Below are 26,385 nucleotides of genomic sequence, written 5' to 3'. Positions count from 1 at the left end.
CGTAAAAAAATCATTATTTTATTGTTAACTGCTTTCCCCGGAAAACCCTTGCTCACATTATTCCCTTGTGAGAAAAAACTTTTCTTATTTTGTGAAGATGACCAGGCATTTGATATATCTCAGTATGATGACAGCGGCGATAGCCGCCTGTGGAAGCGGCAGCAAAGCACCCGTTCAGCAGGATTCGGTGGCAACAGTTGCCAGCGGGCCGGACACCTTAAACCGCATGGTATTGATACCTGGCGGCAGTTTCAGCATGGGTGCGGACGACAGCACCGGCATGCCTGACGAATATCCCAAACATACCGTGAAAGTAGACAGTTTCTGGATGGACGAACACGAGGTGACCAACCGGGAATTTGCCGCTTTCGTCACTGCCACCGGTTATGTGACCACCGCTGAGAAGCCTATCTCCAAAGAAGAGCTGATGGCCAGTCTGCCGCCGGGCTCACCGGAGCCTGACAGCAGCATGCTGGCGGCCGGAGCGCTGGTGTTTACCCCACCGGACCACCGTGTGCCGCTGAATGACGTATCACAATGGTGGAGTTTTGTTGCCGGTGCCAGCTGGCAACATCCTGAAGGTCCTGGCAGCGATATCAAAGGCAGGGAAGATCATCCCGTTACACAGGTCTCCTGGACCGATGCCCAGGCTTATGCCAAATGGGCCGGCAAACGCCTGCCTACGGAGGCAGAATGGGAATATGCCGCCAGGGGCGGTCTTTCCAACCAGGTGTATCCCTGGGGCGATGAAGCGCTTACTGCCGGCAAACCTAAAGCCAACACCTGGAATGGGCATTTCCCCTATGATAAGACTACTACCGATGGCTTTTCCGGTACCGCACCGGTAAAATCGTATAAGCCTAACGGTTATCAATTGTACGATATGGCCGGCAATGTGTGGGAATGGGTGGCAGATCTGTATGATGCCAGCTATTATGCGCAGGTGGAAAAAGACGCTGCCAATCCTGCCGGACCGGCCAAAGGTTATGATCCTGAGGACCCGGGGCAGCAAAAACACGTGATCCGCGGAGGTTCTTACATGTGCAGTGATGAGTATTGCCGGGGTTACCGGGTATCTGCCAGAATGAAGACCACTCCGGAATCAGGGCTTGCCAATCTGGGTTTTCGTTGTGTGAAGTCAGTGTCGAACGGCCGCCAGTAGGTTGCGGTAATCACCGTTAAACCGTTTCCCATTGATAAAAAAGGTAGGCGTGCCATTGACGCCGCTACGGATGCCGCTTTCAAAATCGGCTTCCACTTTGCTGACGAGCAGGTTGTCCTGCATGTCTTCCTGAAACTGCTCCAGGTTGAGCTGCAGCTGTTTGGCCAGTTCAGGGAACAGGGTATCGGAAAGTTCCTGCTGGTGCAGGTAAAGGGCATCATGCATTTGCCAGAACTGTTGCTGGCGGGCTGCGGCTTCTGCGGCCAATGCCGCGTCCATGGCATATTCATGCGATTCCGCCAGCGGAAAATGGCGGAAAACAAATTTGATATTACTGAGCGCCTGCAACATATCGCGGACCACCCCAAAAGCTTCTCCACAATAGGGGCATTGAAAGTCGCCATACTCCACAATCTCCGTGGGGCCTTGTTGGTTACCGGTGACGTGGTCACGGCTGGTAATGGGAGGTGTAAGCATAAAGGAGAATTACGAGTTACGAATTACGAAGGGCATCAGGCAGTTTTCGCCATCGTTTCCAATGCCTGCAGAATGCCGTCAGCGCCCGGATTTTCGCCGATGGGTGACAGATAGCTCCATTGTATCACCCCTTGATCATCAATGACAAACAGCGCACGCTGGCTGACACCATCCTTATAAACACCATATTGCCGGGAGACAGCTCCTTTTGGTTCAAAGTCGGCCAGCAGGTCGAAATGCAGGTTCCTGTCCTTTGCAAAAGCCTTATGACACCATTCCCCGTCTACTGAGATACCAAAGAGCACAGCATTGTGGCGTTCAAAAAAACGAAGCATTTCGTTATACAACGCCATCTGATCGCTGCACACCGGGCTCCAGTCTGCGGGATAGAATGCCAATATTACATTTTTTCCCCGGAGGTCTGAAAGCGTTATCTTTTTGTCCGGAGACGCCGCGAGCGTAAAATCGGGTGCTTTATTGCCTTTCTGTAACATACACAACAATTTATCCGGGTGCTTTAATATAACGTTGAGGCCCGGAGAAAGTTGTCTTCCAACAAAAATGCCACGGTGGCGAACCGTGGCTTTTTGCTAACATAAACAGTATTGCCTCTACTTCTCATTTATCGGCACTTGGACTGCTTTATTCTTCGTGTGTGGTGACTTTTTTCTCCACCGTACCTTTTTCTGCTGCTCTGCCGATGACGATGATTTCCTCGTTTTTACCGCCAGTAGACACTTTTTCAACCGTGCCTTTTGTTGGATGGCCGAGCAGTACAATTGTCTCTGTTTTGGCGGAACCGCTGCCTCCAGTTGAGCTGCTGGCAGATACAGAACTGCTGGTAGAAACAGAACCGGAAGTAGCAGTAGCTGAACCAGCTGAATAGCTGTTGGTAGCTACAAAAACGGCGCCTGTGGCAGTATTACGCACACTTGTTACCTGGCCCTGACCGGCAGTGACAGTAGTGGCTTTGCCGGCAACAGCGGTCGTTATAATACCACCAAAACGTTTTTTATTATTGGAGGAAGCTAACCAGGGTTTGGTATAAATCGCCACAATACCGTTGCGGGCATCTTCACCATATTGGGCAATTACTTCATCAGTGATAATGGCGCCTTTAAATACGTTGACAGATTCAATGTCGTCCGGCGGGAGCGAACCCATTTCAGCTTTGCTGATCAGCCTGTCGTTCAAAAGGATAACCGGTCCGGGCTCTGCGGAACCTCTTACGATAACAACCGGCGCCACTTGTTGTACAGGAGCAGGATCGGCATCAGGTTGCGGAACCGGGGCAGGTTTGTTGCTGGTTTTAGGTGGTGTGTTTTTGGCGGAAGGAGTAGCTGTGTCCATGGCGACGTTGATGTTGGAACCGTTTTTTTGTATGGGAGCTTCCTTAGGTACTTCCACGACTATGGGTTGACCGGCCGCGGTTTTCTCCTCTTGTGACGGGGTTGCGGAAACCTTGCTGTAGTTCAGCGACAATACCACGCCTCCCACTACTGCGCCCAGGGCCACATAGCGAACCAACTGGATAGTGGATGATTGTTTCCTGTTCATCATAATGATCCTGTTTTTTAAATGTGAGAAATTAAAATTGTTTGCGATGGCCGTCGCATATGGGATCCCACTAACTTTTATCAGGCTGTATTGATAGGCTTTTTTGTCTACGCCCTGTCTTAACAGACAGCGGTCGGTAATGAATTCCAGGTTCTCGCGGATGGCCGTTTTCATCAGCCATGCACCGGGGTTGAACCAGTAGAAGATATTATTCAGTTCACCCAACACAACATCTGCACTGTGCCATTGTTGAACGTGTACTTTTTCATGGCAGAGAATTCCCTGTCTTTCTTCCGGCTGATGAAGCGCAGGATTGATATAGATATGGCGGAAGAAAGAAAACGGGTTCACCTGTTGTTTTACAGCTCTGACCGTTACGCCATCAACGGTGGCGGGGCTGGAGCGGCGGTGTATTTTCCACAAAGACAGCAGTTGTATCGCGAGGCGTATAGTCATCGCTGTTACCCCCGCCCAGAAGAGGTACACGAGCAGCGTCCACACGGAAAACTGTTCAGCCGGGGCTGTTAACGCGCTGAGGTCCGGCAGGTAGGCGATGCCGCCTGCAATGGTTTCATGCCGCTCTACAAACGTATTGACAGATACCAGCGGGAACAGGGAAGAACAGACGATGCCCGACAGCAGAAATACACGATTAAGCGTATAAAAGGTCAGTCGCCTCAAGCCCAGCCAGTAAGCCAGAAAAAACAAGGTCAGCGCTATATTGGCTTTGAGCAGATATATCAGGATGGCAGGTATCATTGCTCCGGGTTTTAGTTATTTACTATTCTCAATCATTTTGATGATCTCCTTTAATTCGTCCGGGCTGATCTTTTTTTCTTTAGCGAAAAAAGAAACCAGCTCCTTATAGGAGTTCTCAAAATAGTCCTTCACAAAACCACTCATGAATTTGTTCTTATAGGTAACTTCAGCGATCACAGGCGTGTATTCATATACGTTACCCACCTTTCTGCTTTCCAGATATCCTTTTTTCTCCAGGTTCTTAATGGTAGATGCCAGCGTAGTATACGGCGGCGCCGGTGCCGGATGGTTCTCCAGAAAATCCTTTACAAATCCCTTCCCCGTTTTCCATATCGCCAGCATGGCTGCTTCCTCCTGTTGCGTGAGTTTTTCCATATAGCGTGATTTAACTTTCTACGAATGTTTCGTAAATCTACGAAAGTTTCGTAAATAGAAATATATTTTTTTGAGAAATTGGGAGATTTTGATATAAATAATTCATTATCAATGATAAAAAAATAAAAACACGGAGTGCCAGGGCTGAAGCCCTGGGCTACGTTTTGTTATTCGGGTTGTTTTGATGAATTGGGTTTGAGGAAGGGAAAGGCATCGATTAATTTTCATGTGTGTTGTACAGTGCCTGGGTAATGCAATTAATCCATGACCATGCGCTAAAAATGTCTATTTCTCTTAAACAAATACATTTTACCGGGAAAGATCAAAACCAATTGTGACCCGGGGCTTCAGCCCTGGGACTTCCGGCAACAAAAAGGGCTGACCTGTTCAGGCCAGCCCGGTATACTTTGTTTTAAACCTTCGGAGTGATTAAGGCAGTACCTCGGTTAATTTCTTTTCGAGGTTTTCGCCACGCAGGTTTTTAGCAACGATCTTTCCTTTGGGATCGATCAGCACGTTCTGCGGGATGGCGCGTACACCATACAGTTCAGCGGCAGCATTTTTCCAGCCTTTCAGGTCGGAAACGTGTGTCCAGGTGAGTTTGTCGGCTTCTACGGCAGCCAGCCATTTGTCTTTTTTATCATCGAGGGAAACACCCAGGATTTCGAAACCTTTGTCTTTGAATTTGTCGTATGCTTTTACCACGTTAGGGTTTTCTGCACGGCAGGGACCGCACCAGCTGGCCCAGAAATCAACCAGTACATATTTTCCGCGGAAGGAAGACAGGCTGATATTTTTACCACCAGCATCTGCCTGTGCAAATTCCAGCGCAGACTGGCCTACAGCCGTTTTACGGGCAGACTCGAGACGTTTGGCGAACTCTTTACCGGAAGGGGAGTTTTTCGCTTCTTTGCTCAGTTTTTTGAACAGTGGCGTTACTTCAGCTGGATTGATATCATAACCGGCCACCTGGTTCAGCACATACAGTGCTATCGGAGAGTTGGCGTTTTTAGCGAAGAAATCGTTCTCGATTTTTTTCTCTTCTGCGTCCAGTGCATCGTAAGCTGCTTCCAGTTTTTTGATACCTTCTTCGTCTTTATTTTTGGCCAGTTCACGGTACTGTTGTTGCAGTGCCGCACCTTTCTCGTTGACTTCTTTCAGTTGCTCCTGCAGGTGTTTATAGTCCTCATTGGCAGGAGAGCCGCTGACAGTGGCTTTGCTGATAGAGTCAGTGGTAGTCACCATGATATTGCCTTTATCCAGAAATACCGCCAGCAGATCACGGCCCATGGAAACCGGTTTTTCGCCACCGCGCTGTACCAGCATCAGACTGGCCAGCAGTGGTTCTTCCAGCGTACCGGAGAAAGTGAACTTACCGTCTTTTATCTGGGCGCTGTCGGTTACCATTTCTGAGCCTTTGCGCATTCTGAGGAATACGGTTGCGGGCGTTTTTTGTTCAGAAATAGTTCCCTGGATAGTATATGGTTTGCCTGCTGCTCCGGCTTTTTTCTCCTGGGCAAACAATGTTACGGCTGGCATCAGTAGGGCGATCCCCACAAAATATCTCTTCATTGGTTTTTAATTTTTTTGACGAATAACAAATTTGATAAATCAGGCTCGGATTGACAACCTGATTTTGATAAGCGGCTATTTCAGCACTTCCTGGAGTTTCTGTTCCAGTTCCTCTCCACGCAGGTTCCTGGCCAGAATAGTACCGTCAGGGCCTATCAGCATATTGGCAGGAATGGACTGAATACCATACTGCACTGCTACTTCATTGCCCCAGCCTTTCAGGTCAGATACCTGTGTCCAGGCAAGCCCATCCTGTTTTACAGCCCTCAGCCAACGGTCACGGTCGTTATCAAGGGATACGCCGAGGATGGTGAAGTTTCTGCTTTTATATTTGTTATACGCTTTTACCACATTAGGATTCTCCTGTCTGCACGGACCGCACCAACTGGCCCAGAAATCCACGAGCACATATTTCCCTCTGAAAGAAGACAGTTTAACCGGGTTGCCTTTCTCGTCTTCCTGGGCAAAATCATCTGCCGGAATATTCACTGCATTGGCTTTCAGGCTTTTTATGTAGGCGGTAACACTGTTTCCGTAGGCACTTTCGCGGATGGACTTGTCCAGCGAGTCAAACAGCTGTTGAAACTCGGCCGGCTCCACACGCGAACGCAGTTCGTTCATCATCAGCCAGATGCTGGCAATGCTTTTAGGGTGCGCTTTAATAAAATCAGTACCGGTTTTCACAATGTCTTTGCTGAACTGGTCGGCTTTTTTACGGAAAGCATTTTTTGCCGGCTCATCTTCCGGGTTGATTTCACGGGCCTCCTGGTTGAGGTCCTGGGCACGTTTGATCAACGGGTCAAATGCTTTCTGGTAGGCCTGCATGGCCATGGTATTTTCATTGCCCTTTACTGCCGATGCCAGCGGAAAAGTGGCCAGGGTAGTGGCAAAGTGGATCGGTTCACCACCAGACACAAATAACATGGGATAGTTCACATCCTGTATGATCAGGGCATACACGGAAGGTTCCTTACCAGCCTTCACTTTGAAGGTAAACTGCTCATTTTGTATGGTCAGGGAGTCATCCGGATTATTATCCTGGTCGTCGAACAGGTATATCTTCTTGCCATTGGCCCCTTTCACCGTTCCCGACACCTGCTGGGCATAAACACCCGCAGATAATAAAGCACCTGCGGCTAACAGGAAAATTCCTTTCATTATAATTAATTTTAATTAGTTAGTTAGGACGAATATAAACAATTACGAATTACAAATTACGAATTACGAATTTGGGGCTTACTGGCAGGAAAAAGCGTCTTTACAAAAAATACATATGTAAAACACTCTCGCTTACCAGTAAGCCCCAAATTCGTAATTCGTAATTTGTAATTGACTATTTATGTCTTTCTTTTAACACCTTTATAACGTCTCCCAGCGTAAAACCTTTGGCCTGCAGTAAAACGAGGTAATGAAACAGCAGGTCCGCCGATTCATTGAGGAACAGTTCATCGTTATCGTCTTTGGCTTCTATCACCACTTCCACGGCCTCCTCGCCTACTTTCTGCGCTACCTTGTTGATGCCTTTGGCAAACAGCTGGGAAGTGTACGACTTATCGGAAGGATTATTTTTCCGGTCTGTAATGATGCTTTCCAGGCGGGCCAGGAAATCGTTGCTGGTGTTCACTTCATTCCAGCAGGTGTCTGCGCCGGTATGGCATACGGGGCCAACGGGATTGGCTTTCACGAGGATGGTATCAGAGTCACAATCTACCTTCAGGTCTTGCAGCAGGAGGAAGTTGCCACTCTCCTCTCCTTTTGTCCACAGGCGTTTTTTGGAACGGCTGTAGAAGGTGACTTTGTTTTCAGCCAGGGTTTTGTCCAGCGCTTCCCGGTTCATATATCCGAGCATAAGCACTTTGCCGGTGGCGGCATCCTGGATGATGGCCGGTACCAGGCCATCGGCCGATTTTTCAAAATCTATTTGCATGATAAGCAATTTCAGCGGTGGTTAAAAGCGAACATTCACTCCTTTCCCATACAGGAAGGTTTTCAGTTCCGGAATTTCAATTTCTTTATAGTGGAAGATGCTGGCGGCCAGCGCTGCATCTGCCTGTGCGTTTTCAAATACGTCCACGAAGTGTTCCATGGTGCCTGCGCCGCCGGAAGCAATCACCGGCACGTTCAGGTTTTGCGACAGCTGGGCGGTGATATCCAGCGCAAAGCCTTGTTTGGTACCGTCATTGTTCATGGAAGTAAGCAGGATCTCGCCTGCGCCGCGATTGACCGCTTCTTTGGCCCAGTCGAACGCTTTACGGTCTGTTTTCACACGGCCTCCGTTCAGGTACACGTACCAATCGCCATCTTCAAAGCGCGTGTCAATGGCCAGCACGATACACTGGCTGCCAAACTCCCGTGCCAGCAAGTCCACCAGCCCCGGATTTTTGAAGGCGGCGGTGTTCACGGAGATCTTGTCGGCGCCGGATTGCAGCAGCACATTTACGTCTTCCACTTCGGCAATACCGCCGCCTACGGTAAACGGAATGTTGACATGCCGTGCGATGCGGGTAACCAGTTCTGCCAGTGTTTTTCTTCGTTCATTCGTTGCCGTTATATCGAGGAACACCAGTTCATCCGCTCCCTGAGATGCGTACAGCGCGCCCAGTTCAATAGGATCACCGGCATCCCGGATATTTTCAAAATTGATACCTTTTACGGTACGGCCGTCTTTGATATCCAGACAGGGTATGATACGTTTGGTCAGCATACGTCAATAATTTTAGAGGAATGATTTTAATTCCGCTGTGGAAATTTTTCCTTCGTAGATAGCTTTGCCGATGATCACGCCATGGCAGCCTATTTCCTGCAGGGCGGCCACATCACCGATATTGCTCACGCCGCCGCTGGCCACGAAGCTGATAGCCGGGAATTCGCCAAGGATTTTTTTGTACAGGTCGATGGAAGGACCGGCCAGCAGGCCGTCTTTAGCGATATCTGTACAGAAGATATTTTGCACGCCCCGTGCTATGTTGGAAGCCAGGAAATCAAATACCGACAGGCCGGTCGTTTCCAGCCATCCGCCTACGGCGATCTTCTCGTCTTTCACATCGGCGCCCAGGAAGATCTTATCTGCCCCGAACCTTTCCACCCAGCTAAAAAACAGCTCGGGCGATTTCACCGCCACGCTGCCAATAGTGGCCAGCGCCGCCCCACATTCATATACGATCTCCAGGTCCTTGTCAGTTTTGATGCCGCCGCCAAAATCTGTTACCAGCGATGTTTTACCGGCAATATTTTCCAGTACTTTCCAGTTGACCACCGCTCCTTTTTTGGCGCCGTCGAGGTCTACCAGGTGCAGGCGGCGCACGCCCAGCGCTTCAAATTCCTTCGCCACTTCCAGTGGATGCTCGTTATATATTTTCTGCTGGCTGTAATCGCCCTGCGTGAGGCGCACACATTTACCATCGATGATATCGATAGCGGGAATGACCTCAAAACGTTTGGCTACAGGCTTTTCCAATGATAGTTCCATGCGGATGAAATTAATACCGTCTTTTACAAAATAATTGCCCCGGGTGGTATACCCGAGGCGGTCGTAAAAAGATACTGCCGTGTCACGGGCGTTGCACCAGAGGAGTTGGATGTTTTCTTTCCGGCAGATGTCTGCCAGGTGCTCCAGTATGGCTTTCCCATAACCTTTGCCCTGTGCTGCGGGCAGCGTGGCCAGTTTACGGAACTGCGCCTCTCCTTTCCCGGGAAACAACGACACTACCGTCACCAGTTGCCCGCCTTCAAATACACCAAAGTGCAGGCCGTCAGCATCATGTTCCACTGTCACCGCGCTCAGTGTTGCGTGCGGGTACAATACGTCCCTGCGCACCTGCAACAACGCGTCGTCCACGCCGATCCTTCTGATTTGCATCTTATAAGTTCAAAAAGTTTTCGATGATACGGGAGCCGTGTTCCGCCGATTTTTCGGGGTGGAACTGCACCGCATAAAAATTATCTTTCTGTAACGCAGCGCTGTAGTTGATCACATAGTTAGTGATCGCTACGGTGTCTGCGCCCAGTGCTGCATAATAACTGTGCACAAAATACATGTAGCTGTTTTCAGGCACATGTTCAAACATCACGCTATGCAGACCGGTAATATTGTTCCAGCCTATCTGTGGTATCTTCAGCAGGTTCTCCACCGGAGAGGTGAAACGTTTTACCTCCACGTCAAACACACCGAGGCATGGCGTATCATTTTCTTCCGAATGGCGGCACAGCAGCTGCATGCCCAGGCAAATGCCCAGCACCGGCTGTTGCAGGCTGGTGATCAGCTTATCGAGGTTACGCTCTTTCAGGTACCGCATAGCAGTACTGGCTTCACCTACGCCTGGGAAGATCACCCTGTCGGCCGACAGGATCTCTTCCGGATTATCTGTTACAATGCCATTCACACCTAAACGGTCCAGCGCAAACTGCACGGAGCGGATATTGCCGGCATTGTATTTTATGATGGCTGTTTTCATATTTAGTTTTTGATAGCGCCGATAAAAGTACGAACTGTGCTGTCAATATCCTTGCCTTCTCCCAACGCTTTAATAAAGGCAGTGCCGATAATAGCGCCATTGGTGTAACGGCAGGCGGTGTCGAAAGTTGCTTTGTCTTTAATCCCAAATCCGATAAGCACCGGGTTCTTCAGCTTCAGCTGCTGCAGGCGTTCGAAATAGGCCTGCTGGTGCGACATGTCTTTGTCTTTACCGGTGGTGGAAGAAGAAGACACCGCATACAGAAACCCTCTGCTCAGGCTGTCCAGCTGACGGATACGTTCATCGCTGGTTTCGGGTGTGACCAGGAAGACCAGGCATACATTGTATTTTTCGAAGACAGGTTTGTATTCCGCTTCGTATTCCGCTTTGGGCAGATCAGGCAGAATCACGCCATCCACGCCTACTTCCGCGCATTTTTTCACAAACGCTTCCACCCCATACACCAGCACAGGATTAAAATACCCCATAAGAATAACAGGGACGTGTATACGTTCACGAAAGCCTTCCAGCTGTTCAAACAGTTTATGCAGGCTCATACCGTTTTTCAACGCCTGAGTACCGCTGTCCTGGATCACGGGGCCGTCGGCCAGCGGATCTGAGAAGGGTATGCCCAGTTCAATGAGGTCTGCCCCGTATTGTTGCAGGGCCGTCATTACCGGCAGGGTGTCATTCAGTTCCGGATAGCCGGCGGTGCAATATATATTCAGCACACCAGTTTGTTTGGCAGCAAACAATTGGTCAATACGATTTTGCATACTCCAGATTATTTATTCATGTGACGGATATAGGTATTCAGGTCTTTATCGCCGCGGCCGGAAAGGCACACCACCACTACATCATCAGGATTGAAGGGCAGGTCTTTCAGTTTGGCCAGCGCATGGGCTGACTCCATCGCGGGGATAATACCTTCCAGTTTGCACAGCTCATAAGCGGCAGCCAGGGCTTCATCATCGGTAGCGTCGAGGAACATGGCGCGGCCTGTTTCGTACAGATGCGCGTGCATGGGCCCGATACCGGGATAGTCCAGTCCTGCGGAGATAGAGTACGGCTCGGTGATCTGGCCATCTTCTGTCTGCATGAGCAATGTTTTGGCAGCGTGGATGATACCTATTTTACCCAGCTGCGTAGTAGCGGCAGAGTGGCCGCTATGTACGCCTTTACCACCGGCTTCCACGGCTACGAGCTTCACCTCTTCTTCATCGAGATAGTGGAAGAATGCGCCGGCGGCGTTACTGCCACCACCGATGCAGGCCACTACGTAGTCAGGAAGTTCACTGCCGGTTTTTTCGAGCAGCTGTTTCCGGATTTCCTCGCTGATCACTGACTGGAGGCGGGCCACCATGTCGGGATAGGGATGCGGCCCGGCAGCGGTGCCGAGAATATAGTGGGTATCTACCGGGTTGTTGATCCAGTCACGGATCGCTTCATTGGTAGCGTCTTTTAAGGTTTGACTGCCGCTGGTGGCTGCCACTACGGTAGCGCCGAGCATCTTCATGCGGGACACGTTGGGCGCCTGTCTTTCGATATCGATGCTGCCCATATATACCACACATTCCATTCCCATCAGCGCGCATACGGTGGCAGTGGCCACACCATGCTGACCGGCGCCGGTTTCAGCGATGATACGTTTCTTGCCCAGTCGTTTCGCCAGCAGTATCTGCCCGATGGTATTGTTCACCTTATGGGCACCGGTATGGTTCAGATCTTCCCTTTTCAGGAAAATCTTCGCCTTATATTTTTCTGACAGGCGTTTTGCGAAGTACAGCGGGGAAGGGCGTCCTACATAGTCCCGCAGCAGGGCTTCAAACTCCTGCTGGAAGGTAGGGTCGCTGAGCACTTCCATATACTTTCGTTGCAGTTCATCCACGTTGGGGAACAGCATTTCAGGAACATAGGCGCCGCCAAATCTGCCGTAATAGCCATTCTTGTCCACCTGGTACCTGGATTTGCTGGTATCAATTGCAATGTCCATGGAGAATATTTTTATTTGATTATTTTATTATCTGGTCATTTTCTTATTTCCGCAAGGAACAACTTCACTTTTTCCATATTCTTGACGCCGGGCGCTTCTTCGAATTTACTGTTGATATCTACGGCAAAAAGCGCAGGCAGTTTCAGTTCACTGATGATCTCCGCGTCTTCCGGCGTAATGCCGCCACTCAGCAGGAACGGATGTTCAAAAGGATATTGCTGTAAAAGCTCCCAGTTGAACCGTTCCCCGGTGCCGCCGTAACCCTTTACAGATGCCGTGTCAAAGAGGAAATAATCCGTTACGGGTATATAAGGCGTCAGCAGCGTTTGCCAGTCAACGTTATCACCTATACGAAAAGCTTTGATCACCGGCACTGTTTCCCGGATGGCAGCGCAGAATGCCGGCGTTTCATCGCCATGCAGCTGCACCATGTCCAGTGCATAGTCGGCCACGGTGCGTAGCACCTGTTCCGCGGTGGCATTTACAAACACGCCTACCTTGCGGATACCGGCGGTTTCCCGCACGGTACGGGCATCTATTTTATTGGCGGCAAAACGGGGGGACTTTTCATAAAAGATAAATCCCGCGAAGTCTGCCTGGTTATCTGTCAGTCCCTGTAAGTCGGCCGCTCTGGTGATTCCGCAAACTTTAATACGCATGGTGTTGATTATTTAGCCTGCAGATCGTTTAATGTCTGTACAAAATTCTCGAAGGCACGGGCAGGGTCTTCCTGTTTCATGAAGTGTTCGCCAATCAGGAAACCCTGGAAGCCGGCGGCTTTGAGCGTGACGATCGCAGCAGGGTCGTTGATGCCGCTTTCCGCCACCTTGATTTTGTCTGCCGGAATTTTCGGCGCCAGTTCACAGGAGCGGTTGAAGTCCACCTGGAAAGTGATCAGGTCGCGGTTGTTCACGCCTACGAGATGGGTATGTTCCGTTACCTTTTCCAGCTGTGCTTCGCTGTGTACTTCCAGCAGCACTTCGAGGCCGAGGTTGTGCGCAAACTGTGAGAGGTGCGCTACCTGTGCGGCGTCGAGGCATTCCGCGATGAGCAGTATCACATCAGCGCCGATAGCTTTTGCTTCGAGGATCTGGTATTCATCGATCACAAAGTCCTTGCGCAGGATTGGTATCTGGTTGAAGCTGCGTGCCTGTTGCAGGTCATCGGAGGAACCGCCGAAATATTTCTCGTCTGTCAGCACAGAGAGGCCGGAGGCGCCGTAACGGGTATAGGCCGTAGTGACCTGCTGCACTGTTACTTCGCCGTTGATCAGTCCTTTGGAGGGGGAGCGCCGTTTGAATTCCGCGATGATACCGGTTTTTTCCGGGTTTTGCAGGAAACTGCGGAGCGATAACGGCTCCCTGTCAAACACAGAGGTCTGTTGCAGTTCAGCTGCGCTGCGTTGTTGTTTGCGGGCCGCTACTTCCACCTGTTTATGGGCGACTATTTCTGCTAATATATTTTTCATCAGCGTTATTGTAGTTCAATCAGTTTTTTGAATGCTTTGTGGGCATTACCGGATTCGAGGGATTCCACGGCAGCGGCAAACGCTTCTTCATAAGAGCTGTGTTTACCGAGGCTGTAGAGGCCCATAGCGGCGTTGGCCAGCACGACAGAGTTCTGTGCCCAGGTGCCTTCACCTTTGAGTATTTTCATAAAGATCTTAGCCGCTTCTTCCACGGTGTTGCCACCATAGATATCTTCCGGATGCACCTTACGTTTGCCGAGCTGTTCCGGCGTCCAGTCCTGTTCTCCTTTGTTGGTGATGACTTTGGTATCTGCGGTCAGCGATATCTCATCATAACCATCGAGGCTGTGCACGATGACAAACTTTTTGTCTGTCTGCTGGAACAGGTAGTTGTACACGCGGGCCATTTCGAGGCTGTACACGCCAATCAGCTGGTGTTGGGCAAAGGCCGGGTTCACCAATGGTCCCAGCATGTTAAAGAACGTGCGGATGCCCAGTTCGCGGCGGATACCGGCCACATTTTTCAGGGCCGGATGGAACAGGGGCGCGTGCAGGAAACAGAGGCCTGCCTCTTCCAGTTCTGTGCGGAGTTTGGCGTCGTCGGCTTTAAACTTGTAGCCTACCAGCTCCATGAGATTGGAGGCGCCGCTGATGGAAGACACGCCATAGTTGCCGTGTTTGGCCACTTTACCACCTGCGCCGGCCACGATAAAGCACGACAAGGTAGAAATATTAAAGGTATTTTTTGCATCCCCGCCGGTACCTACGATATCGAGGACATCGTAGCCGTTCAGTTTCACAGGGATACACAACTCCAACAGGGCATCACGGAAGCCCAGCAGCTCATCGATGGTGATGCTGCGCATGAGGAACACGGTCATGAAAGCAGCGAGCTCGCTCTCGTTGTACATGCCTTTGGAGATGTTGATGAGTATATCTTTAGCCCCTTCGCGGGTAAAAGTTTTATGTTCGAACAGGTAGTTAAGTATCTTTTTCATACCAGAATGATGTATTTAAAATGATCAAAGAGAAGAAGGAAAACTGCGATGGTATTATAGTTCCAGCCAGTTTTTCAGTATCTGTTCTCCCTGTGGCGTGAGTACACTTTCCGGATGGAACTGTACACCGCTTACATCGTACTTGTTATGCTGCAGGGCCATGATAAAGCCTTCCTCATCTTCTGCTGTCAGGGTTAAATCAGCAGGAAGGGTGGCTTTGTCGATCACCCAGGAGTGATAGCGGCCGGCCTGTATATCGCGGGGCATGCCTTTAAAGAGGCGGCCCTGGTCGGACACTATTTTCACATTGGTGGCCACGCCGTGGTAAACCTCGCTGAGGTTGATGAGCGAACCGCCGAAAGCCTGTCCGATGGCCTGTAAGCCGAGGCATACGCCGAAGATGGATTTAGACGGCGCATATTCCTTGATCAGCGGCAGCAGCAGGCCGGCTTCTTCCGGAATACCGGGACCGGGCGACAGGATGATTTTATCATAAGCGTTCACTTTCTCCAGTGGAATTTCATCGTTGCGGACAACGGTCACTTTGCCGTTTACCAGCTTCTCCACGAGGTGAACGAGGTTATAGGTAAAAGAATCGTAATTATCGAAAACGAGGATGTTCATGTCAGATGGTTTGTGCCAGCAGGATGGCTTGTTTTAATGCATTGAGTTTATTGTTTACCTCTTCCAGTTCGGAAGAAGCCACCGATTTGGCTACTACACCGGCTCCTGCCTGATAGTAAAGGGTATTCATTTTACTGAGGATGGAGCGGATCATAATAGCGTGGTTGAAGTTGCCGTTAAAGCCCACCCAACCGATACAGCCGCCGTAGAAGCCACGGGGCGTCGGTTCCAGCTGGTCAATGATCTGCATGGCGCGATACTTGGGCGCTCCCGAAAGGGTGCCTGCCGGGAAGGAAGAAGCCAGCAATTTAAAAGGATTGGTGGCGGGGTCTACTGTCCCTTTCACTTCGCTTACCAGGTGTATCACGTGAGAGTAGTACTGTACCTGACGGTAAGTAGACACTGCTACGTTGGTAGCATTTCTGCTGAGGTCATTGCGTGCCAGGTCCACCAGCATCACATGTTCCGCATTTTCTTTCGGGTCCTGCAGCAGTTTATCAGCGAGCAATTTATCCTGCTTGTCATCACCAGTACGGCGGAAAGTGCCTGCGATCGGGTGGATAGCAGCGGTACCGTCCTTGATCACAATCTGTGCTTCAGGAGAAGAACCCATTAATTTATAATCGCCGTAATCGAAGAAGAAGAGATAGGGGGAAGGATTGATGGAGCGGAGCGCGCGGTACACATTAAATTCATCACCGGAGAAAGAGCGTTTAAAGGCGCGGGAGAGAACAACCTGGAAGACATCTCCGCGAAAACAGTGTTGTTTGCCCTGTTCCACCATCTGCATATATTCCGCGTCCGTCATGTTACTGGTTTCATCCCCGGTGGTGGCGAAAGGATAGCCGGGGGAATCCTTGTGGCGGATGAGTGATTCAACCAGGTCAAACTCACTGTCGAGCCCTTCTATCTGATTTTCGCAGAGGTAAAGTTCATCTTTGAAGTGGTTGATGGCGATCACATATTGGTAAAACCGGTACCGCATCAGGGGTATCTGTGCATTACCACCTTTTTTCTTTTTATCGAATTCTATGGTTTCAAAGAACTGCACCGAATCAAATGTACTGTATCCAAACAGCGTTTGGGCGAGGGGTACCGGGTGATTGCCGTTGAAGGAGAAGCTGCCCAGGAACTTCTGTAATTCGTCCAGTACTTTCTGGGTGTCTTTCAGTTCCTTCTTTTCCACCGGCAGATTGGGATATTTAAATTCAAAGTGGCTGGTGGAAGTTACCTCGATGCCTGCAATAGGCTTGATACAGATATAGGAATAGCTGTTTTCGCTGGCGCGGTAGTCGGTACTTTCCAGCAGGATAGAGCCGGGGAACTTGTCGCGCAACCGCAGATAGATGCCTACTGGTGTGAAGATGTCCGCCAGCATCTGTTTGGATCTCGTTTTTACTTGAATGGTACGCATGATATTCAGGGTGAAAGTGTTTGCTGTTTGTTAGAAAAAGGATGTGCCTAAAAAGCCGAAAGGCCCGCTGTGTAACAGCGAGCCTTTCCAAGTATATTTCAGACGAAACATGGCACTGTAACACAGATCAGGAATTGATTCCGTGCCACCACCAATGTTTATTTGTCATGTTATTATTCATAGCGAGACAAAATTGGAACATTTTTATAACAAATGCAAATTTTTTTTTCGTCTGCTACAACATACCCTTGGTGCTCGGCAGCTGCATATTATAGGGATTGCGTTTTACCGCCATCCGGATAGCTTTGGCGAAACATTTAAAGATCGCTTCTATCTTATGATGTTCATTTTCACCTTCCGCTTTGATGTTAAGATTGGCTTTAGCGCCGTCGGAGAAGGACTTAAAGAAATGGAAGAACATCTCTGTAGGCATCTCCCCTATTTTCTCCCGTTTAAATTCAGCGTCCCATACCAGCCAGTTACGGCCGCCGAAGTCGATGCCCACCTGCGCCAGGCAGTCGTCCATGGGCAGGCAGAAGCCATACCGTTCGATGCCGCGTTTATCGCCCAGCGCCCGGGCAATGGCTTCACCGAGGGCGATGCCGGTATCTTCAATCGTATGATGTTCGTCTATATGCAGATCCCCTTTGGCCGTGATGCTGAGATCGATGGAGCCGTGGCGGGCTATCTGGTCCAGCATGTGATCAAAGAAACCCAGGCCGGTATGTACGTTTGCTTTACCGCTACCGTCCAGGTTAATGTCGATGGCAATATCGGTTTCATTTGTTTTTCGTACATGCGTTACCGTTCTCAGGCCCAGTTTCAGGAACTCATAAATCCGGTCCCAGTCGGTAGATTCCAGTGCGATCACTGATTCGAGGGCCTGCAGGGTATCACTGATTTCGGTGCCGCCGAGGTTATTGCCTTCATTGAGCCAGATCGCTTTGGCGCCGAGGTTCTTGGCCAGCTGCACATCGGTGATACGGTCACCGATCACGAAAGAATTGGCCAGGTCATAACCATCGGAGAAAAAGCGGGTCAGCATACCGGTACCGGGCTTGCGCGTAGGCGCATTGTCTGCCGGGAAACTGCGGTCAACGAATATTTCGCTGAAGGTCACCCCTTCATTTTCAAATGCTTTGAGGATCATGTTCTGAGCAGGCCAGAACGTATCTTCAGGGAAAGATGCTGTGCCCAGTCCGTCCTGATTGGTGACCATCACCAGCTCATAGTCCAGCTCGGCCGCAATACGGGCCATGTTCACAAATACTTTCGGATAAAACTCCACTTTATCCAGGCTATCGATCTGATAGGTAGGCGGCACTTCTTTGATAAGGGTACCGTCGCGGTCTATAAAGAGCACTCGTTTCATGCTGATACCGGTGTTTCAGTTTTCAGGTTAAAAGTTTTTAATGCGTCGAGCAACTGCACATTTTCTTCCGGTGTGCCTACGGTGATGCGGAGACAGCCCATGCAAAGCTCTACTTTGGAGCGGTCGCGCACCACGATGCCACGTTCGGTGAGGTACTGATAGATGCCTTTGGCGTCGGTAGTCTGCACCAGAATAAAATTGGCGTCGCTGGGATATACATTCAGCACCTGCGGCAGCTGTTCCAGGCCGGCAGAGAGCAGGTCACGTTCTATCACGATGTCGCGTATCCATTCATTGACGCGCGCTACGTTGTCCAGCGCCTGCAAGGCCAGTTCTTGTGTAGCCTGGCTGATATTGTACGGCGGTTTTACCTTATTGAAAACATTGATGATGTCTTCGCCGGCGAAAGCCATGCCTACGCGGAGGCCGGCCAGTCCCCATGCTTTGGACAGGGTTTGCAGCACCACCAGATTGGGATATTCTGTCAGCTCCTGTATAAAGGACTTCTGGCGGGAGAAATTGATGTATGCTTCATCGATCACCACGATACCGTCGAAATTATTCAGCAGTAACTCTATATCGGACCGGTTGATAGAATTACCGGTAGGATTGTTAGGAGAGCAGATAAACACCAGTTTGGTATTTTCATCCACTGCCTGTTGCAGCCCTTCGAGGTCCAGCTGAAAATCGGGGGTGAGGCTTACTTTGCGGATGGTCACGTCGTTGATGTGGGCGCTCACCTCGTACATGCCGTAGGTGGGCGGGCACAGCACCACGTTATCGCGGCCACCGGGATTGCAGAAAGCGCGGTACAGCAGGTCGATAGGCTCATCGCTGCCATTGCCGAGGAAGATGTTCTGCGGCGGCACACCTTTGATTTCGGCCAGTTTGTATTTCAGCGGCCATTGCATCGGGTCAGGATACCGGTTATAGTTCACCGGCAGCGGCGACCCGAAGGCGTTTTCGTTGGCATCCAGGAATACGGACGCCTGCCCTTTGAATTCATCCCTTGCGGAAGAATACGGCACCAGTCTTTTTATATTTTCCCTGAGCAGGGATTCCAGATTAAACATCTTGATATTTTAATATTTTAATATGTAGTTATTGCAATCTGACAGACACGGCGTTTTTATGTGCGTCCAGTCCTTCTGCCGCGGCCATGGCTTCAATAGTGGGCCCGATTTGCTGAAGGCCCTGTGGTGTTATCTGCTGGAAGGTAATTTTCTTTACAAAACTATCCAAAGACACGCCGCTGTAGGCGGTGGCATAGCCGTTGGTTGGCAGGGTGTGGTTGGTACCGGAGGCGTAGTCGCCTGCGCTTTCCGGCGTATAGTTGCCCAGGAACACGGAGCCCGCGTTGGTTACCTTATCTGCCACGTTGAGCTCGTTACGGCAGGCCAGGATCAGGTGTTCAGGCGCATACGCGTTGAGCATCTCCATAGCGGTATCAAGATCCTGCACCAAAATCATCTTACTGTTGTCCAGTGCCGCCGTAGCGATGGATTTGCGGGGCAGCTTGTCCAGCTGCGCCTGCAGGGCTTTTTCCACGTCTGCGATTACTTTTTCGCTGGTGGTGACCAGCACCACCTGGCTATCCGGACCGTGTTCCGCCTGAGAGAGCAGATCAGCTGCCACAAAATCGGGCACACAGCTGTCATCCGCCAGCACTGCCACTTCTGAAGGACCGGCAGGCATATCGATGGCCACGCCTCTTTTGTTGACCAGCTGTTTGGCGCAGGTAACGTATTGGTTGCCCGGACCGAAGATTTTATATACCCTGGGCACTGTTTCCGTGCCATAGGCCATAGCACCGATGGCCTGTACCCCGCCGATGGTGAATACCCGGGAGATGCCCACCAGTTGAGCCGTATACAGGATAGCCGGGTGCAACGAAGGCGTACAGAGGATGATCTCCTTACAACCGGCGATGGTAGCAGGAATGCCCAGCATCAGGATGGTAGAGAACAGTGGCGCAGAGCCACCGGGGATATACAGTCCTACTTTCTCAATGCCTACCGGTTTGCGCCAGCATTGTACGCCGGGCATGGTTTCGATGATCTGTGTTTTTTCCTGTTGTGCTTTGTGGAAAGTAGCGATGTTTTTAGCCGCCTGCTGAATAGCCGCTTTCAGCGCAGGTTCCAGGGCCGCTTCCGCTGCGTTGAATGCTTCTGGTTTTACTTCAAGGTCTGTCAGTTGCACCTTGTCAAATTCAGCCGCATATTTTTTCACCGCCTGGTCGCCATTCTGCTGTACATCGCGAAGAATGGCTTCCACTTTGGCTTCCAGCGCTGAAGTATCCATCACCGGGCGTTGCAGCAAAGTGTTCCAGCTAGCTTTATCGGGAAATTTTATTGTTTGCATGTTTGTTGTTGCTTTTTATCAGATCACCATTTTTTCTATGGGCACTACGAGGATACCTTGTGCGCCGGCGGCTTTCAGGCTTTCGATGATGTCCCAGAAATCATTTTCATTGAGCACGGAGTGAACGGAGCTCCATCCTTCCTGTGCCAACGGCAATACTGTAGGGCTTTTCATGCCAGGCAGCAGGCCAATGATATCATTGAGTTTTTCATTGGGCGCGTTGAGCAGGATGTATTTGGTGTTTTTAGCCCTTTTCACCGCCTGAATGCGGAACACCAGTTTGTCGAGCAGCTGTTGTTGTTCCGGTTGCAGGTTGTGGCAGGCAGCGAGCACCGCTTCTGATTTAAGGACGGTTTCCACTTCTTTCAGGCCGTTCATGAAGAGAGTGGAACCACTGCTGACGAGGTCACAGATCGCGTCTGCCAGGCCAATGCCGGGCGCTATCTCCACAGATCCGCTGATCTCGTGTATTTCAGCTTTGATACCGTTGCGTTGCAGGAATTCCTGCACGATCACCGGATAACTGGTAGCGATGCGGGTGTTCTCCAAATCCTTTACAGAATTGTATTCAAAGGATTTAGGCACCGCCATGGACAGGCGGCATTTGCCGAAGTTCAGTTTCTCAACAATGTTGACCTGTTTTTTCTTCTCCAATACTACGTTTTCGCCGACGATACCAATGTCTGCCACGCCGTCTTCGATGTATTGCGGAATATCATCATCACGGAGGAAGAACACTTCCAGCGGGAAGTTGCTGGCTTCCGTTTTCAGTTTGTTAACACCATTGTTAATGTCGATGCCGCATTCCTTCAATAATTTGATGGAATCATCGTGCAGGCGGCCGGATTTCTGGATGGCGATCTTTAGTTTCATGATGTGTAAAAATAAAAAAAGGGCTTACCGTGTGGTAAGCCCCTGATGATGAGTCTAATATGGTTGTATACACATTATCATCCCAGCCTACCTGCTTGGTAAGAATGATGGTGATGATGGATATGTACGTTGATAATCATAATGTCGGGTACAAAAATAATAAGTAAATCGGGAAATCAAACTTATTTTTTTGTTAATCACCATTTAATTTTCAGTCCATATTCTTTTTTAAGCGTCAGCAAGGCTTCCGCGTTGCCGATGGCGTCATCAACAGGGTGATGGGTGTGTTTGGTCCGGCGCAGGTGTTTAAAATTCTTAAAGGTATCCTTTACCATTCCCTTGTACAGGCTGCCCAGGTTCTGGGAGCTGTGGCCGAAGGGATTGCTGCCGGTAAAATGATGAAAATACCAGCAGATGAACATCCAGTCGAACCCGTTGTTATCGCTGATAAACACGGGCCTGTCCTTACAGTTCCTGCCAAGCCATGCGGCGAAGGCCGACATGACCTTCCGGGGGTCATCGAATTGCAGGGTTTCTTCCCGTGTATGTCCGGACACGGCCAGCGCTTCAGGGACATAATTATCCGAAATAGGTTTTAACTGCCCGTAGAACGTGGTGTTCAGGGCCTCATCTACCAGTACGGCGCCGAAAGAGATCATGGAATAGTCTCCGGGGATGGGGCCGTCTGATTCTACATCTACCATTATGTAAGCCATAGGTTGATCGTATTAAAGCTGTTAACAAATATGCACCGGCAAATGCATTCTCTTTGTGGCACGGCGCTGTGGCACACGAGGATCACATCTCCCTGATGCTGTTCTCATAAAAAATCGACGGAATAACTGAAAGTAAGCGGGATATAGCTGCGGGCGTGGGGCTATGTTGGTTAATCCGGGAACTTAAAAATCCTGTTCCTCCGTACAAATTGCGTTACAAATATAGAAATAATTTCCATATTCTGAAATGCCTTCGCAGCGGGGCGCTGCCGGATTTCAGCCGGAAAATTTTTACGGTGCGCCTGTTTTAGCAATCATTTCCCTCATCCGGTTGATTAGCCGGCAGTTAGCATCCAATGGGGGTTACGGGCTTTGCAAATGATCTGTTAATGTATTTCTTAAACTAAATTATTTAGCTTTATTTTGCTAATAATATTAGTATTCATTTAAAGCGATAGTTGTATGGAAGCAATGAAGTGGAGTGAGCCTGACATGACCCTGCCATATTTTGATACCAGTATTGCCGCGGGGCTTCCCTCACCTGCCTTTGACAGCGAACAGGAAAGGATCGATCTTTCCCGTATTATACCCACAGATGCCCGCAACGCCTTTATTGTAAGAGTAAAAGGCGACAGTATGAGCGAGGCGCATATTCCGGATGGCAGCCTTGCCGTGGTAGACCGGTCCATCCGGCCTTCTACCGGCGATATTATCGTTGGCACGCTGAATGGCGAGTTTACCATCAAGCGGCTGGTAAAAGCGGGGCGCAACTGGGTATTGCATCCGGATAACCCGTTTCACAAACCGGTGATGATCACGGACGACGCGGATTTCCAGGTATGGGGCATTGTAACGGCGGTAATTGTGGACATGCGTAAATAGCGAAACAACAACTTATGCATCATCCGTTAACGTTATTGTCGGCAGCGCTGTTATCCGCGCTGCTGGAAGAAGAATACCACTTCTTTGTCCGCCAGGGTTATCCTGCCGGCATTTCAGCTGCTGATACCCATATCCGGGAAGCATTTCTGATTACACCATATAAAGACATTGCCAGCGCCAACGCACATTTCCAGCATATCCGGTTCGACCGGCGCAAGTACATCTACCAGACCTCTCATCCGGAAGAAGAGGAAAAGTTGCGCCATGCCGCCACACAGCCTGCGGGCTACAAAATATATCTGGCCCTGATAGACCCGGAGCATGAAATCCCGGACCCACAGCTGGTACAGCATGTGAAACATTATATCAGTCAATATACCACCTGGCCCACGGAAGATATCTGTATCCAATACGCCCTGCAATACGGGGAACTATATCTCTCCCTGAAATATGGAGATGAAGAAATAAAAGTACCTTTACCGGCAATAGAAAGCTACTAAAATAATGTGTTACGATATTGCGCTGAATGCCAACCTGCAAAAGATCCTGAAGCGGGTGCCCCTGTTGCAGACAGGCATCAACCTGGATTTCGACTTTGCGCCCACTTATCATAAGATAGGCATGTCTTTTCCACAATGGCCTGTTATTGTGGACAACAACGGACCGCAGCTGGACAGGTTCACCTGGGGGCCCATCCCCAGGCTGCTGGACACCGCCGAAAAAGTGAAAAGACAACGGCAAATGTACCTGAACGCCCGTAGCGAAAAAGTTCCGGAAAGCGGCACCATGTGGAACGCTATCCGACACCAACGCTGCCTCGTACCGGTAACGGGTTTCTTCGAATACCGGCAGATACCCGGCTGGAAAAACAAAGTAGCTTACTATATCCATTCCCGTGAACAGGAAATTTTCTTCATCGCCGGATTATGGGCCTACTCCAACTCCTGGGACGTGGACAAACCTGAACGTATCCCTACCTTCACCCTGCTCACCCGCGCCGCCAACTCCGTGATGCAGCAAATACACAATGGCGGTGATAATGCCGGCAGAATGCCGCTGATGCTACCGGATGACCTGGCGCTGCAATGGATCAAAAAAGACCTAACAGACACGGATATACGTAATATTATTCAGCATGAATATCCGGCAGAACAACTGGAATACTGGCCGGTGAATTCTGTTCGTAAAGTAAAGCCTGATGATGAAACGGTGATTGCACGGGTGGAATATGAAGGGCTGCCGGCTGTTGTATAATACAAGGAGATTTGATCGTCTGACAACAATTGCATCAAACAATCAAATCTCCACTATCATCTATTACCATTATCTTCACGGTGCCAGACAGAAAGCAATAGACGCAGACGCATCATACTGGCTCTGACGCCCTACCCCATTAATCACCGTAGACGCCACATACAAAGACTCGGCAAACGCCGCTACGCCAGGACAGGCGCCCAGCATGTCTGCCACGCTTTTAGTAAACGTTTCTGTATGGAAGGTAGCCGGAAACAAAGCACCGGACGTGCCAAAATAACCATGGGCACCTTTGATGATACCAAAAGACCAGGTAGCAAATCCCTGCGGGTGAGAAGCCGTCCAATGTAACTTCACCATATCTGCGGTATTGGTGTATTTCAAATAACCACAATTCGGATCTGCCGGCGTAATATTCAATAACGGTATGTCCATACTGGCCACACACTGATCATTATTCACCAGCAGCGCATTGCTCATGGAAGACAACAACACGTGTGATCCATCGTAAAATTCCAGTTTAAGCGTATGTGCGCCGTTAGGCACAGACACACTGTTCAACAGGCAACCCAGATCGGTATTGTAGTACACGAACGCAGGATTGTGAACGCCGTAGAAACCATTGACATCAGGCTTTTGCAGCTCGATGATATCATAATGGCCATTCACGGGATTGAGGCGGAGATCATTCCACGAATCAAAACGCGGACTGCCATCTACCAGCACTTTATAGTAACGCACATTGTTGTTCCAGGCATTATAATGATCGATATTCACCGGCAATGTGCCACCAAAAGGCGAATCTTTGGGGAACTGAAAAGGATAGGCCGGTTGGGTGGTAGTATCAGCTTTACCTGCGGCTGTGATGAGGTTCCAGGGCACATAACCGATGCCTTTGTAGAGCCAGTTGCCGGAGGTGGCGGTCAGCGTGTACTGGTCCACTTCATCATTGCAGCATACGCAGTAGTTGCCCGGCTGTATCACCGCGATACTGGACGGACGTGAAGCCGTACCACCGATGAACACATTAACATTACCGCTGGTTTGGGTAACGTCTACCGCGGAAATGCGATTGGCCGGGTCACGTTCTGCTACCAGCAACCGGGTTTCAGTGGTGTCTGCCCAGGTCAGGAAGAAGGGGGCTGTCAGTCCGCCCGCGATGAGCGTTTTAGTACCGGTGGCCAGGGTAATGCGGCTGATACCGGGCGTTCCGCCCTGTTCAGTTACATAGGCGGCAGACAGGTCTGCGGTAAGCGTTAATCCCACCGCGAGGTTAAGGCCGCTGTACAAAACTGTTTTGGCACCGGTGTTCAGGTCTACACGTACCAGATTACCAGGATTGGCATATTCCACTACGTAAGCCTGCATATGTGCTTCGTCCAGCCACAGCTGCTGTGGCGTATTAAGGCCGGAGCATACCACAGCCGCCGCAGAACGGTCTGCTGTAGCGAGGTTTACTTTCAGCAGGTTACCGGCGCGTTCTGTTACATAGGCCGTTTGTTCATTGGCTGTCACGGCAATATCTTCCGGCTGATTGTATCCGCTGCCGATATGCCTGTAGATGGGGTTTAACCTGTAAGTGACCCATTGCACGGTAAGATTATAACCGTAAGTGATCACCTTTAATTTGCAATAGTTACCTTCTTTTGTCTGTACACAAAAGACATCACCGTTGACCAGTTTATTTGTGGCATCGTTATTACCAATCACGGGCGTATTGCTGTAGGCGTAGGATTGCAGGGAGGCGGCCGTTACCAGGTTAAAATCAGTAACGCCCAGATTGATGATACCGGCATTGCCTTGTGGCACCATTTGTCTTTTGACGGCATCGATCTGTTCCCAGAAAATATCAGCGTTGCCTCCCATGGGAACATTGGTACCGGTTTCACAGTCAAACGACCAGGTGCCTTTTATATCAACAGTGCCCTGGGATACCACTGTAGCGGCGGCAGGAGAAAGATCAATAGTGGAAATAAAACCGCCGTATTCGACGAGGATAAGCTGGTTCCTGTTTTTCAGGTAGCGCGATCCGATAGCGCCAGCCAGACTTGCTGCTAACTTTTTCATGATGTTG

27 protein-coding genes are annotated in these 26,385 nt (G+C 50.0%); 4 read left to right on the top strand and 23 right to left on the bottom strand.

All coding sequences use genetic code 11. The features are described from left to right. Positions 1 to 97: 97 nt before the first annotated feature. Positions 98 to 1,162, top strand: coding sequence for a formylglycine-generating enzyme family protein (locus HGH92_RS16920; protein WP_168871953.1), 1,065 nt, complete (start codon positions 98 to 100; stop codon positions 1,160 to 1,162). Here HGH92_RS16920 and HGH92_RS16915 read toward each other — a convergent pair. The 22 genes from HGH92_RS16915 to HGH92_RS16810 all read right to left on the bottom strand — a co-directional run bounded on the left by HGH92_RS16915 (position 1,139) and on the right by HGH92_RS16810 (position 22,175). Beyond that, positions 1,139 to 1,639: a DsbA family protein gene (locus HGH92_RS16915; RefSeq protein ID WP_168871952.1), complete on the bottom strand. Its 501-nt coding sequence runs from the start codon at positions 1,637 to 1,639 to the stop codon at positions 1,139 to 1,141. The two genes, HGH92_RS16920 and HGH92_RS16915, sit on opposite strands and share 24 nt — an antisense overlap. A 35-nt stretch (positions 1,640 to 1,674) precedes the next feature. Beyond that, entirely contained in the window at positions 1,675 to 2,133 is a 459-nt protein-coding gene (locus tag HGH92_RS16910) for a peroxiredoxin (RefSeq protein ID WP_168871951.1), read from the bottom strand. 148 nt (positions 2,134 to 2,281) lie between these two features. Further along, positions 2,282 to 3,955 (bottom strand): M56 family metallopeptidase, encoded by a 1,674-nt coding sequence (locus tag HGH92_RS16905; RefSeq protein ID WP_168871950.1) that lies wholly within the window; start codon positions 3,953 to 3,955, stop codon positions 2,282 to 2,284. A gap of 15 nt (positions 3,956 to 3,970) precedes the next feature. Further along, positions 3,971 to 4,330, bottom strand: coding sequence for a BlaI/MecI/CopY family transcriptional regulator (locus tag HGH92_RS16900; protein ID WP_168871949.1), 360 nt, complete (start codon positions 4,328 to 4,330; stop codon positions 3,971 to 3,973). A gap of 429 nt (positions 4,331 to 4,759) precedes the next feature. Continuing rightward, positions 4,760 to 5,902 carry a TlpA disulfide reductase family protein gene (locus HGH92_RS16895; protein WP_168871948.1) on the bottom strand — a complete coding sequence of 381 codons (1,143 nt, stop codon included), beginning with the start codon at positions 5,900 to 5,902 and terminating at the stop codon, positions 4,760 to 4,762. Between the two features lie 75 nt (positions 5,903 to 5,977). Continuing rightward, entirely contained in the window at positions 5,978 to 7,060 is a 1,083-nt protein-coding gene (locus HGH92_RS16890) for a TlpA disulfide reductase family protein (RefSeq protein WP_247654961.1), read from the bottom strand. Between the two features lie 175 nt (positions 7,061 to 7,235). Further along, on the bottom strand, positions 7,236 to 7,829 hold the full coding sequence (hisIE, locus tag HGH92_RS16885; RefSeq protein ID WP_168871947.1) for a bifunctional phosphoribosyl-AMP cyclohydrolase/phosphoribosyl-ATP diphosphatase HisIE: 594 nt from the start codon (positions 7,827 to 7,829) through the stop codon (positions 7,236 to 7,238). Between the two features lie 21 nt (positions 7,830 to 7,850). Continuing rightward, positions 7,851 to 8,606: an imidazole glycerol phosphate synthase subunit HisF gene (gene hisF, locus HGH92_RS16880; RefSeq protein ID WP_168871946.1), complete on the bottom strand. Its 756-nt coding sequence runs from the start codon at positions 8,604 to 8,606 to the stop codon at positions 7,851 to 7,853. 12 nt (positions 8,607 to 8,618) lie between these two features. After that, positions 8,619 to 9,761, bottom strand: coding sequence for a 1-(5-phosphoribosyl)-5-[(5-phosphoribosylamino)methylideneamino]imidazole-4-carboxamide isomerase (gene hisA / locus HGH92_RS16875; protein ID WP_168871945.1), 1,143 nt, complete (start codon positions 9,759 to 9,761; stop codon positions 8,619 to 8,621). Position 9,762: 1 nt separating this feature from the next. Then, positions 9,763 to 10,356, bottom strand: a complete 594-nt coding sequence (gene hisH, locus HGH92_RS16870; protein ID WP_168871944.1) for an imidazole glycerol phosphate synthase subunit HisH — start codon at positions 10,354 to 10,356, stop codon at positions 9,763 to 9,765. A gap of 2 nt (positions 10,357 to 10,358) precedes the next feature. Then, positions 10,359 to 11,132: a tryptophan synthase subunit alpha gene (gene trpA, locus HGH92_RS16865; protein WP_168871943.1), complete on the bottom strand. Its 774-nt coding sequence runs from the start codon at positions 11,130 to 11,132 to the stop codon at positions 10,359 to 10,361. 8 nt (positions 11,133 to 11,140) lie between these two features. Further along, positions 11,141 to 12,349: a tryptophan synthase subunit beta gene (trpB, locus tag HGH92_RS16860; RefSeq protein ID WP_168871942.1), complete on the bottom strand. Its 1,209-nt coding sequence runs from the start codon at positions 12,347 to 12,349 to the stop codon at positions 11,141 to 11,143. 35 nt (positions 12,350 to 12,384) lie between these two features. Then, a complete protein-coding gene (locus tag HGH92_RS16855; RefSeq protein WP_168871941.1) occupies positions 12,385 to 13,008 on the bottom strand; it encodes a phosphoribosylanthranilate isomerase in 624 nt (207 codons plus the stop codon). Between the two features lie 8 nt (positions 13,009 to 13,016). Continuing rightward, on the bottom strand, positions 13,017 to 13,817 hold the full coding sequence (trpC, locus tag HGH92_RS16850) for an indole-3-glycerol phosphate synthase TrpC (protein WP_168871940.1): 801 nt from the start codon (positions 13,815 to 13,817) through the stop codon (positions 13,017 to 13,019). Positions 13,818 to 13,822: 5 nt separating this feature from the next. Beyond that, on the bottom strand, positions 13,823 to 14,815 hold the full coding sequence (gene trpD, locus HGH92_RS16845) for an anthranilate phosphoribosyltransferase (RefSeq protein ID WP_168871939.1): 993 nt from the start codon (positions 14,813 to 14,815) through the stop codon (positions 13,823 to 13,825). Between the two features lie 54 nt (positions 14,816 to 14,869). After that, positions 14,870 to 15,439: an anthranilate synthase component II gene (locus HGH92_RS16840; RefSeq protein WP_168871938.1), complete on the bottom strand. Its 570-nt coding sequence runs from the start codon at positions 15,437 to 15,439 to the stop codon at positions 14,870 to 14,872. A gap of 1 nt (position 15,440) precedes the next feature. Next, positions 15,441 to 16,853 carry an anthranilate synthase component I family protein gene (locus HGH92_RS16835; RefSeq protein ID WP_168871937.1) on the bottom strand — a complete coding sequence of 471 codons (1,413 nt, stop codon included), beginning with the start codon at positions 16,851 to 16,853 and terminating at the stop codon, positions 15,441 to 15,443. Between the two features lie 235 nt (positions 16,854 to 17,088). Continuing rightward, on the bottom strand, positions 17,089 to 18,225 hold the full coding sequence (gene hisB / locus HGH92_RS16830) for a bifunctional histidinol-phosphatase/imidazoleglycerol-phosphate dehydratase HisB (RefSeq protein ID WP_168871936.1): 1,137 nt from the start codon (positions 18,223 to 18,225) through the stop codon (positions 17,089 to 17,091). Continuing rightward, entirely contained in the window at positions 18,222 to 19,298 is a 1,077-nt protein-coding gene (hisC, locus tag HGH92_RS16825) for a histidinol-phosphate transaminase (RefSeq protein ID WP_168871935.1), read from the bottom strand. Before hisC ends, hisB begins: the two co-directional genes overlap by 4 nt. Before the next feature lie 28 nt (positions 19,299 to 19,326). Beyond that, positions 19,327 to 20,586 (bottom strand): histidinol dehydrogenase, encoded by a 1,260-nt coding sequence (gene hisD / locus HGH92_RS16820; RefSeq protein WP_168871934.1) that lies wholly within the window; start codon positions 20,584 to 20,586, stop codon positions 19,327 to 19,329. A gap of 18 nt (positions 20,587 to 20,604) precedes the next feature. Then, the gene (gene hisG, locus HGH92_RS16815) at positions 20,605 to 21,459 is read right to left on the bottom strand and encodes an ATP phosphoribosyltransferase (RefSeq protein ID WP_211092661.1); all 855 of its coding nucleotides are present in this window, start codon (positions 21,457 to 21,459) and stop codon (positions 20,605 to 20,607) included. 197 nt (positions 21,460 to 21,656) lie between these two features. Continuing rightward, on the bottom strand, positions 21,657 to 22,175 hold the full coding sequence (locus tag HGH92_RS16810) for a 3'-5' exoribonuclease (protein WP_168871933.1): 519 nt from the start codon (positions 22,173 to 22,175) through the stop codon (positions 21,657 to 21,659). A gap of 462 nt (positions 22,176 to 22,637) precedes the next feature. Here HGH92_RS16810 and HGH92_RS16805 point away from each other — a divergent pair, with 462 nt between their 5' ends. The 3 genes from HGH92_RS16805 to HGH92_RS16795 are packed head-to-tail and all read left to right on the top strand — an operon-like array spanning position 22,638 to position 24,311. Beyond that, entirely contained in the window at positions 22,638 to 23,057 is a 420-nt protein-coding gene (locus HGH92_RS16805) for a LexA family protein (protein WP_168871932.1), read from the top strand. A 14-nt stretch (positions 23,058 to 23,071) separates the two neighbouring features. Further along, positions 23,072 to 23,557, top strand: a complete 486-nt coding sequence (locus HGH92_RS16800) for a hypothetical protein (protein WP_168871931.1) — start codon at positions 23,072 to 23,074, stop codon at positions 23,555 to 23,557. Between the two features lie 4 nt (positions 23,558 to 23,561). Beyond that, positions 23,562 to 24,311, top strand: coding sequence for an SOS response-associated peptidase (locus HGH92_RS16795; RefSeq protein WP_168871930.1), 750 nt, complete (start codon positions 23,562 to 23,564; stop codon positions 24,309 to 24,311). Positions 24,312 to 24,386: 75 nt separating this feature from the next. Here the strand turns inward: HGH92_RS16795 and HGH92_RS16790 are convergent, their stop codons facing one another. Beyond that, positions 24,387 to 26,378, bottom strand: coding sequence for a hypothetical protein (locus tag HGH92_RS16790; RefSeq protein ID WP_168871929.1), 1,992 nt, complete (start codon positions 26,376 to 26,378; stop codon positions 24,387 to 24,389). Positions 26,379 to 26,385: the final 7 nt, after the last annotated feature.

It is taken from the genome of Chitinophaga varians (assembly GCF_012641275.1).
In the GTDB taxonomy this organism is placed as follows: Bacteria; Bacteroidota; Bacteroidia; order Chitinophagales; family Chitinophagaceae; genus Chitinophaga; species Chitinophaga varians_A.
Note: the sequence above shows the minus strand (reverse complement) of the source record. Positions and strands in the feature narration are given on the sequence as shown.

Coding starts and splice junctions, on each gene's coding strand:
- HGH92_RS16920 (WP_168871953.1), top strand. CDS start 98: ATGACCAGGCATTTGATATATCTCAGTATGATGACAGCGGCGATAGCC.
- HGH92_RS16915 (WP_168871952.1), bottom strand. CDS start 1,639: ATGCTTACACCTCCCATTACCAGCCGTGACCACGTCACCGGTAACCAA.
- HGH92_RS16910 (WP_168871951.1), bottom strand. CDS start 2,133: ATGTTACAGAAAGGCAATAAAGCACCCGATTTTACGCTCGCGGCGTCT.
- HGH92_RS16905 (WP_168871950.1), bottom strand. CDS start 3,955: ATGATACCTGCCATCCTGATATATCTGCTCAAAGCCAATATAGCGCTG.
- HGH92_RS16900 (WP_168871949.1), bottom strand. CDS start 4,330: ATGGAAAAACTCACGCAACAGGAGGAAGCAGCCATGCTGGCGATATGG.
- HGH92_RS16895 (WP_168871948.1), bottom strand. CDS start 5,902: ATGAAGAGATATTTTGTGGGGATCGCCCTACTGATGCCAGCCGTAACA.
- HGH92_RS16890 (WP_247654961.1), bottom strand. CDS start 7,060: ATGAAAGGAATTTTCCTGTTAGCCGCAGGTGCTTTATTATCTGCGGGT.
- hisIE (WP_168871947.1), bottom strand. CDS start 7,829: ATGCAAATAGATTTTGAAAAATCGGCCGATGGCCTGGTACCGGCCATC.
- hisF (WP_168871946.1), bottom strand. CDS start 8,606: ATGCTGACCAAACGTATCATACCCTGTCTGGATATCAAAGACGGCCGT.
- hisA (WP_168871945.1), bottom strand. CDS start 9,761: ATGCAAATCAGAAGGATCGGCGTGGACGACGCGTTGTTGCAGGTGCGC.
- hisH (WP_168871944.1), bottom strand. CDS start 10,356: ATGAAAACAGCCATCATAAAATACAATGCCGGCAATATCCGCTCCGTG.
- trpA (WP_168871943.1), bottom strand. CDS start 11,132: ATGCAAAATCGTATTGACCAATTGTTTGCTGCCAAACAAACTGGTGTG.
- trpB (WP_168871942.1), bottom strand. CDS start 12,349: ATGGACATTGCAATTGATACCAGCAAATCCAGGTACCAGGTGGACAAG.
- HGH92_RS16855 (WP_168871941.1), bottom strand. CDS start 13,008: ATGCGTATTAAAGTTTGCGGAATCACCAGAGCGGCCGACTTACAGGGA.
- trpC (WP_168871940.1), bottom strand. CDS start 13,817: ATGAAAAATATATTAGCAGAAATAGTCGCCCATAAACAGGTGGAAGTA.
- trpD (WP_168871939.1), bottom strand. CDS start 14,815: ATGAAAAAGATACTTAACTACCTGTTCGAACATAAAACTTTTACCCGC.
- HGH92_RS16840 (WP_168871938.1), bottom strand. CDS start 15,439: ATGAACATCCTCGTTTTCGATAATTACGATTCTTTTACCTATAACCTC.
- HGH92_RS16835 (WP_168871937.1), bottom strand. CDS start 16,853: ATGCGTACCATTCAAGTAAAAACGAGATCCAAACAGATGCTGGCGGAC.
- hisB (WP_168871936.1), bottom strand. CDS start 18,225: ATGAAACGAGTGCTCTTTATAGACCGCGACGGTACCCTTATCAAAGAA.
- hisC (WP_168871935.1), bottom strand. CDS start 19,298: ATGTTTAATCTGGAATCCCTGCTCAGGGAAAATATAAAAAGACTGGTG.
- hisD (WP_168871934.1), bottom strand. CDS start 20,586: ATGCAAACAATAAAATTTCCCGATAAAGCTAGCTGGAACACTTTGCTG.
- hisG (WP_211092661.1), bottom strand. CDS start 21,459: ATGAAACTAAAGATCGCCATCCAGAAATCCGGCCGCCTGCACGATGAT.
- HGH92_RS16810 (WP_168871933.1), bottom strand. CDS start 22,175: ATGGCTTACATAATGGTAGATGTAGAATCAGACGGCCCCATCCCCGGA.
- HGH92_RS16805 (WP_168871932.1), top strand. CDS start 22,638: ATGGAAGCAATGAAGTGGAGTGAGCCTGACATGACCCTGCCATATTTT.
- HGH92_RS16800 (WP_168871931.1), top strand. CDS start 23,072: ATGCATCATCCGTTAACGTTATTGTCGGCAGCGCTGTTATCCGCGCTG.
- HGH92_RS16795 (WP_168871930.1), top strand. CDS start 23,562: ATGTGTTACGATATTGCGCTGAATGCCAACCTGCAAAAGATCCTGAAG.
- HGH92_RS16790 (WP_168871929.1), bottom strand. CDS start 26,378: ATGAAAAAGTTAGCAGCAAGTCTGGCTGGCGCTATCGGATCGCGCTAC.